The organism is Alistipes sp. UBA6068 (assembly GCF_949428155.1).
In the GTDB taxonomy this organism is placed as follows: Bacteria; Bacteroidota; Bacteroidia; order Bacteroidales; family Rikenellaceae; genus Alistipes; species Alistipes muris.
In genome coordinates this window covers 162,062-169,205 of the sequence record NZ_CASQFS010000003.1, presented here as the reverse complement: position 1 = coordinate 169,205, position 7,144 = coordinate 162,062, and the positions used below count along the sequence as shown (strand labels likewise).

The window sequence follows — 7,144 nt, the reverse complement described above, 5'->3', positions numbered from 1 at the left end:
CGCGGCAATCGGCGATGCGACGCATCGACCGCGCGACGTTCGACCCCCGCAGCGGCCGTCTCGCCGAGATCACCCGTTATGAAGAGAGGCCCCGCCAGCAGCGCCTCCGCGGCTGGTTCTATGCGTTCCACACGGGTACGTGGGGCGGCATCTGGACGAAAATCCTCTATTTCCTCGCCGCACTTATCGGTGCCTCACTTCCCCTGACGGGTTATTGGTTGTGGTGGAGGCGGTGCATGAACAAACGTAAATGACGACACGGTATTCGTTTTTGCGGGATGCCTTTTCGACCTTTACGGGCACTCTGTTTTTCTCGTATAATCGGAATTCGTATGAATGGCAGTGCTCACGCCGGAGTTATCCGATTTCGATTCGTTCGCAGTGCGACGCCGATCAAAAGCGCCGACTTCGGAGGTGCGATTTTTCTCGTTAGAGACAGGGCTTTTGAGTAACTCAAAAGGTATCGAGTAACTCGATACACACCTTGCTGTCAGCCAATGCTGACAAAAAAAGTTTGATGATTACACGATTATCCATTGACTTATTGTCATGCTAATTGAAATATGTATCCGCAGATTGGTCGGTACGTTACAACATTTTTCTTGTAATGTGCGGCGACATATTCTTTCAGATACCGCAGCACCCGATGATATTTGTTCGCTGTCAGTTGAGTAATACGCACGCCGACCTCTGTCTGCCGTTTGTTGCAGTATTTTTCCAATTCTGCAACAAACATAATCGAAAGAGTGGAGGGATTTTGCAACCGCTCTTTGATTTGGATGCAGTTCCCTTCGTAGCCTTTGGCGATTAGTTCCTGACGCACAGCGAGAATCCTTGCGCGGTATTCGTCCAAATAAGAATTGACCTGCTGACATAATTTGTCCTTGCCGGTCGCCCGCTCTTTGGATTGGTTCCATTTATCGGCAGGAACCGAACATTGGATGTAGATCTCTTTTGAGATGCCATTGGTGGTGATGCGGGCCAGAATAGGAGTTAAGCCAGCCTTGTTGGTGCGTGCCTTGCGCAGAAAGTAAGTCACGCCGAATCGTTTTCTTTCCATCGTCCGAATACGTTTTGAGTTTGACAATCATACGATTGAAAAGCCCGGAACGTTCGATGCAAACCAATGTAATTCAACGCACTGCCGAAAAAGTGTGGTACATTTCTACCGCTCACACCCATGTACCACGATTCGGCACAAGGAAAGGATGCTTTCGCCTGCTGCCTTTTGCTATGCACGAAAACGAAACGATCCCGCATATCGTTCATTTTCATGCAGGTTTTCTCGCCTCGGCATAGCTCAAGCAAAGCTTGGCTCTGCACTCGGCTTATCGAAAACGTTGATATACAGAATTGTTTGCTTCGAATTGCGCAACCTTGCCCAACAAAAAAGGTCCTTCGAAAAGGACCTCGTGAGCGGAAAACGAGACTCGAACTCGCGACCCTCAGCTTGGGAAGCTGATGCTCTACCAACTGAGCTATTTCCGCAATGCGAGCGCAAAGATACGCGGAAAAAACGGAGAAATCAAATTTCGGGCGAAAAAAAATTGCAGGCGCATTTGTGAACGCTCCTACCCTATTCTCTCTCCACTAATCGGAACGCTTGCAAAGACTACATGGCCGAATTGCACGAATTGCGGGGAGAAATCCGGGAATAATACGTCTTTGTGCTGCTCGAAGCGAGGTCAATCCATTTTCAACACGGCGAGGAACGCGGACTGGGGCACCTCGACGTTACCGATCTGGCGCATGCGCTTTTTACCCTTTTTCTGCTTTTCGAGCAGTTTGCGCTTACGCGAAATATCGCCGCCGTAACACTTGGCCGTCACGTCCTTACGCACGGCCTTGACCGTTTCGCGGGCGATAATCTTGGCGCCGATAGCCGCCTGGATGGCGATGTCGAACTGCTGGCGCGGGATGAGCTCCTTGAGCTTCTCGCACATTTTGCGCCCGAAGTCGTAGGCGTGGTCGGCGTAGATGAGCGACGAAAGGGCGTCGACCGGCTCGCTGTTGAGCAGGATGTCGAGCTTGACGAGCTTGGAGAGCTGGTAACCCGTGCGGTGGTAGTCGAACGAGGCGTAGCCCTTGGAGATGCTTTTGAGCTTGTCGTAGAAGTCGAAGACGATTTCCGAAAGCGGCATGTCGAAATTGACCTCCACACGGTCCTGCGTGATGAAAGTCTGGTTCTTCATGACGCCGCGCTTGTCGATGCAGAGCTTGATGACGTTGCCGAGGAATTCGGACTTGGTGATGATTTGCGCCAGAATATAGGGCTCCTCGATTTTGGCTATTTTCGTAATTTCGGGCAGTCCCGAGGGGTTGTGGACTTCCAGCGTGTCGCCCTGCGTGGTGGTGATGCGGTACGACACGTTCGGCACGGTGGTGATGACGTCCATGTTGAACTCGCGGTAAAGGCGTTCCTGGATGATTTCCATGTGCAGCAGCCCGAGGAACCCGCAGCGGAAACCGAATCCCAGGGCCAACGAACTCTCGGGCTCGAAAGTCAGCGACGCATCGTTGAGCTGCAGCTTTTCGAGCGAAGCGCGCAAGTCCTCGTATTGGTCGGCCTCGACGGGATAGACGCCTGCGAAGACCATCGGCTTCACGTCCTCGAATCCGGCGATGGCTTCGGGAGCCGGGCGGTCGACGGCCGTGATCGTATCGCCCACCTTGACGTCGGCCGAAGTCTTGATACCCGAGCAGATATACCCCACGTCGCCGGCCTTGATCTCCTGGCGCGGCTGCATCTTGAGCTTCAGCACGCCGATCTCGTCGGCGTCGTACTCGCTGCCGGTGTTGAAGAACTTCACGTGGTCGCCCTTGCGGAGCGTGCCGTTGAAGACGCGGTAATAGGCGATGATGCCGCGGAACGGGTTGAAGACCGAATCGAAAATCAACGCCTGCAGAGGGCCGTTTTCGTCGCCTTTCGGTGCCGGGATGCGCTGCACGATGGCTTCGAGCACCTCCTCGACGCCGAGGCCCGTTTTGCCGGATGCCAGCAGGATGTCCTCCTCCTTGCAGCCGATAAGGTCGATGACCTGGTCCTTCACCTCGTCGATCATGGCCGAATCCATGTCGATCTTGTTGAGCACGGGGATGATCTCCAAGTCGTGGCCGACGGCGAGGTAGAGGTTCGAGATGGTCTGTGCCTGAATACCTTGCGTAGCGTCGACCACCAAAAGGGCCCCCTCGCACGAAGCGATGGCGCGCGAGACCTCGTAGGAGAAATCGACGTGTCCCGGGGTGTCGATGAGGTTGAGCACGTAGCGCTGGCCGTCGCGGGCCGTGTATTCCATCTGGATGGCGTGGCTCTTGATGGTGATGCCCTTTTCGCGCTCGAGGTCCATGTCGTCGAGCACCTGCGCCTGCATTTCGCGCTGGTTGAGCGTGTTGGTCTTTTCCAACAGACGGTCGGCGAGCGTACTTTTCCCGTGGTCGATGTGGGCTATGATGCAGAAGTTACGGATGTTTTTCATAGAAAAACCGCTGGCTGAGCGGCAGTTTATTTTTCGGCAAAGATAATGTAAGCCGGGCCGAGAACCAAAAAAAATTGATAGAGAAGACAGGCGGGACCTCGGCAAAAGCAACCGAGCTTGCTTTTGCCCTCGGCTTGCACTATATTTGCGGCCTAAAATCGACGGAAGATGTGGCTGACCCTTGCTTTCACTTCGGCGGCGCTGCTCGGACTGTATGACGCGGCCAAGAAAAAGGCACTCACGGAGAATGCCGTGTTGCCTGTACTGCTGCTGAATACGCTTTTTTCCACCTTGATTTTCCTGCCCACGATTCTCTCGGCCGAGGGCGGCTGGGGCTGGTTCGACGGCACGGTGCTCGCGTCGGCGACCGGTACGGCCGAAGCCCACGGACTGGTGCTGCTCAAGTCGGCCATCGTGCTGACGTCGTGGATATTCGGCTATTTCGGCATCAAGCACCTGCCGATTACGATTGTCGGGCCCATCAATGCCACGCGGCCCGTGATGGTGCTCGTGGGGGCCATGCTGGTCTTCGGCGAACGGCTCAACCTCTGTCAATGGGTCGGCGTCGGACTGGCGCTGCTGTCGCTTTTCATGCTCAGCCGCTCCAGCCGCCGCGAAGGGGTCGATTTCGCCCACAATATCTGGATTGTTTTCGTCGCTTTGTCAGCCGTGACGGGGGCGGTCAGCGGACTTTACGACAAGTTCATCATGACGCGGCTCGATGCGGTTTTCGTGCAGGGCTGGTACAACCTCTATCAGTTTCTGATGATGGCCGTCGTCGTCGCAGTCCTGTGGTGGCCGCGGCGCCGTACCACCACCCCATTCCATTGGAGCTGGGCGATTCCGCTGATTTCCGTATTCCTGTCGCTGGCCGATTTCGCCTATTTGATGGCCCTGCGCGATTCGGATGCGATGATTTCCGTCGTCTCGATGATTCGGCGCGGTTCGGTCGTGGTGTCGTTCCTGTGCGGAGCGGTGCTTTTCCACGAACGCAACCTGCGCTCGAAAGCCGTGGACCTGGCTTTCATCCTGGCGGGCATGGTCTTTCTGTGGCTCGGGTCGCGGTAGCCGCCGGCAGAAATTCACAATTCATAATTCACAATTCATAATTATTGCCTATCTTTGCGAATGCCGAAATTACCGATAATTTAATTCGCTTTTACCATGAATATCTCCTATAACTGGCTCAAACGCTATGTCGACACCGGCCTTTCGGCCGAGGAGACGGCGGCCGTGCTCACGGACATCGGGCTCGAAGTCGAGGGCTTCGAGAAAATCGAGACCGTCAAGGGCGGGCTTCGGGGCGTGGTGGTCGCCGAGGTGCTGACCTGCACCGACCACCCCGATTCCGACCACCTGCACATTACGACCGTCGATGTCGGAGCTGCCGAGCCTTTGCAGATAGTCTGCGGTGCGGCCAACTGCCGGGCCGGGCTCAAAGTGCTGTGCGCGACCGTCGGCGCCGTGCTCTATCCGGACGGAGGCGACGAGGAGTTCAAAATCAAGCGCAGCAAAATCCGCGGCGTAGAATCACTGGGCATGCTTTGCGCCGAGGACGAACTGGGCATCGGAGCGTCGCACGACGGAATCATGGAACTGCCTGCCGATGCGCCCGTGGGGATGCCTGCCGGCGAATACCTCCGAATCGAGGACGACTATCTGATTGAAATCGGGCTGACGCCCAACCGCGTGGATGCGGCGTCGCATATCGGCGTGGCGCGCGACCTGGCCGCCTATCTGACCAGCCGCGGCCGGAAGACCGAGGTCCGGATGCCCGACGTGTCGGCGTTCGCCCCCGACAACCACGATTTGAACATCAAAATCCGTGTGGAGAACACCGAAGCGGCGCCCCGCTATGCCGGAGTGACCGTTACGGGCTGCAAGATAGGTCCGTCGCCCGAGTGGATGCAGAACTGCCTGCGTGCCGCGGGAATCAATCCCAAGAACAACCTGGTGGATATTACCAATTTCGTCCTTTTCGAGCTGGGCCAGCCGCTGCATGCGTTCGATGCCCGCAAGATAGAGGGCGGCGAAGTGGTGGTCCGCACGTGTGCCGAGGGAACGCCGTTCGTGACGCTCGACGGCGTAGAACGCAAACTCACGGCCGATGACCTGATGATATGTTCGGCCGAACGGCCCATGTGCATAGCCGGAGTTTTCGGCGGGCTGGATTCGGGCATCGGCGACGAGACGGCGGACGTCTTCATCGAGAGTGCCTATTTCAACCCGGTGTGGGTGCGCAAGACCGCCAAGCGTTTCGGGCTGAACACCGATTCCTCGTTCCGTTTCGAGCGCGGCGCCGACCCCAACATGCAGGTCTATGCGGCCAAGCGGGCGGCTCTGCTGATGAAGGAACTGGCCGGCGGCAAGATTTCGAGCGACATCACGGACATCTGCCCCGCCCCGATTGCCGACTTCGTTTTCGACCTGTCGTTCGCGCGGGTCAATGCGCTGATAGGCAAGGAAATCCCCGAAGAGACTGTGCGTGCCATCCTCGCGGCGCTCGAAGTGAAGATACTCGGCGAAAAGGAGGGTGTGCTGACCGTGGCCGTGCCGCCCTATCGGGTCGACGTGCAGCGCGAAGCCGACCTTATCGAAGACATTCTGCGCATCTACGGTTACAATAACGTGGAGATTCCCACCCGTGTGCGTTCGACCCTCTCCTATGCGCCGCGGCCGGACCGCAGCAAGCTGATGAACATGGCGGCCGATTTTCTGACGGCCAACGGCTTCACGGAAATCATGTCGAACTCCCTGACCAGGGGCGCCTACTACGAGGGGCTGACCTCCTGCCCGGCGGAACGCTGCGTGCGGATACTCAATCCGCTGAGCGCCGACCTTAACGTCATGCGGCAGACGCTGCTTTTCAACATGCTGGAGGCCGTGGAGCTCAACGCCAACCGCAAGAACAGCGACCTGCAGCTTTACGAATTCGGCAACTGCTATTTCTACGATGCGGAGAAGCGCACCGACGAAAACCCGCTGGCCGCCTATTCGGAGGAGTACCGGCTGGCCGTAGCCGTGACGGGGCTGGCCGTGCCGCAGTCGTGGAACGCCAAGCCCGAAAAGGCGTCGTTCTTCACGCTGCGGGCCGTGGCCGAAAAGCTGCTGCGCCGCTTCGGGGTGGACATCTATGCCCTCAAAACCGAGAGCTTGCAGAGCGACCTCTACGGCGAGGGGCTTTCGATGTCGCTCGGCAACAGGGAGCTGCTGCAAATCGGTACGGTGAGCGGCCGCATCCGCCGGATGCTCGACGTCAAGCAGGAGGTTTATTTCATGGAAGTGAGCTTCGATGCGCTCGTTCGTTCGACCAAGAAACACAAGATTGCCGCCGAGGAACTCTCGAAGTTCCCCGAAGTGAAACGCGACCTGGCCCTGCTGGTCGACAAGCAGGTGACGTTCTCGGCCCTGCGCGATGTTGCTTTCGCTACGGAGCGCAAGCTGTTGAAGAGCGTGGCGCTGTTCGACGTCTACGAGGGCGACAAGCTGCCTGCGGGCAAGAAGTCCTACGCTTTGAGTTTCATCCTCGAAGACAAGAGCCGCACGCTCGACGAGAAGACTATCGAACGCGTCATGGCCAACCTCGCGGCGCAGTTCGAGAGCCGCTGCGGCGCTACGGTGCGCAGTTAGGCGGCCGATACGTGCAAAAAGAACCCCGCAGGCTTCTG

Annotated in this window: 5 protein-coding genes and 1 tRNA gene; 3 read left to right on the top strand and 3 right to left on the bottom strand. The window is 57.3% G+C overall.

Going from position 1 to position 7,144, the window contains the following annotated elements:
- Nucleotides 1-254, top strand: a 254-nt coding sequence (locus tag QVG21_RS03125) for a PepSY domain-containing protein (RefSeq protein ID WP_287922160.1), incomplete at its 5' end; no start/stop codon positions are given.
- Between the two features lie 293 nt (nt 255-547).
- On the opposite strand, the gene QVG21_RS03120 is transcribed toward QVG21_RS03125, so the two are convergent.
- From QVG21_RS03120 to lepA, 3 genes are all read right to left on the bottom strand, one after another.
- Nucleotides 548-1,060, bottom strand: coding sequence for an Arm DNA-binding domain-containing protein (locus QVG21_RS03120; RefSeq protein ID WP_287922159.1), 513 nt, complete (start codon nt 1,058-1,060; stop codon nt 548-550).
- A 355-nt stretch (nt 1,061-1,415) separates the two neighbouring features.
- Nucleotides 1,416-1,488: transfer RNA gene (locus QVG21_RS03115), tRNA-Gly, on the bottom strand.
- A gap of 197 nt (nt 1,489-1,685) precedes the next feature.
- Nucleotides 1,686-3,476 carry a translation elongation factor 4 gene (gene lepA / locus QVG21_RS03110; protein WP_287922158.1) on the bottom strand — a complete coding sequence of 597 codons (1,791 nt, stop codon included), beginning with the start codon at nt 3,474-3,476 and terminating at the stop codon, nt 1,686-1,688.
- 168 nt (nt 3,477-3,644) lie between these two features.
- Here lepA and QVG21_RS03105 point away from each other — a divergent pair, with 168 nt between their 5' ends.
- Both QVG21_RS03105 and pheT read left to right on the top strand, forming a co-directional pair.
- Nucleotides 3,645-4,544, top strand: a complete 900-nt coding sequence (locus tag QVG21_RS03105) for an EamA family transporter (RefSeq protein WP_287922156.1) — start codon at nt 3,645-3,647, stop codon at nt 4,542-4,544.
- A gap of 96 nt (nt 4,545-4,640) precedes the next feature.
- Complete coding sequence (gene pheT / locus QVG21_RS03100) at nt 4,641-7,106, top strand: phenylalanine--tRNA ligase subunit beta (protein ID WP_287922154.1); 2,466 nt, start codon at nt 4,641-4,643, stop codon at nt 7,104-7,106.
- The last annotated feature ends 38 nt before the right edge of the window (nt 7,107-7,144 follow it).

Coding starts and splice junctions, on each gene's coding strand:
- QVG21_RS03120 (WP_287922159.1), bottom strand. CDS start 1,060: ATGGAAAGAAAACGATTCGGCGTGACTTACTTTCTGCGCAAGGCACGC.
- pheT (WP_287922154.1), top strand. CDS start 4,641: ATGAATATCTCCTATAACTGGCTCAAACGCTATGTCGACACCGGCCTT.
- QVG21_RS03105 (WP_287922156.1), top strand. CDS start 3,645: ATGTGGCTGACCCTTGCTTTCACTTCGGCGGCGCTGCTCGGACTGTAT.
- lepA (WP_287922158.1), bottom strand. CDS start 3,476: ATGAAAAACATCCGTAACTTCTGCATCATAGCCCACATCGACCACGGG.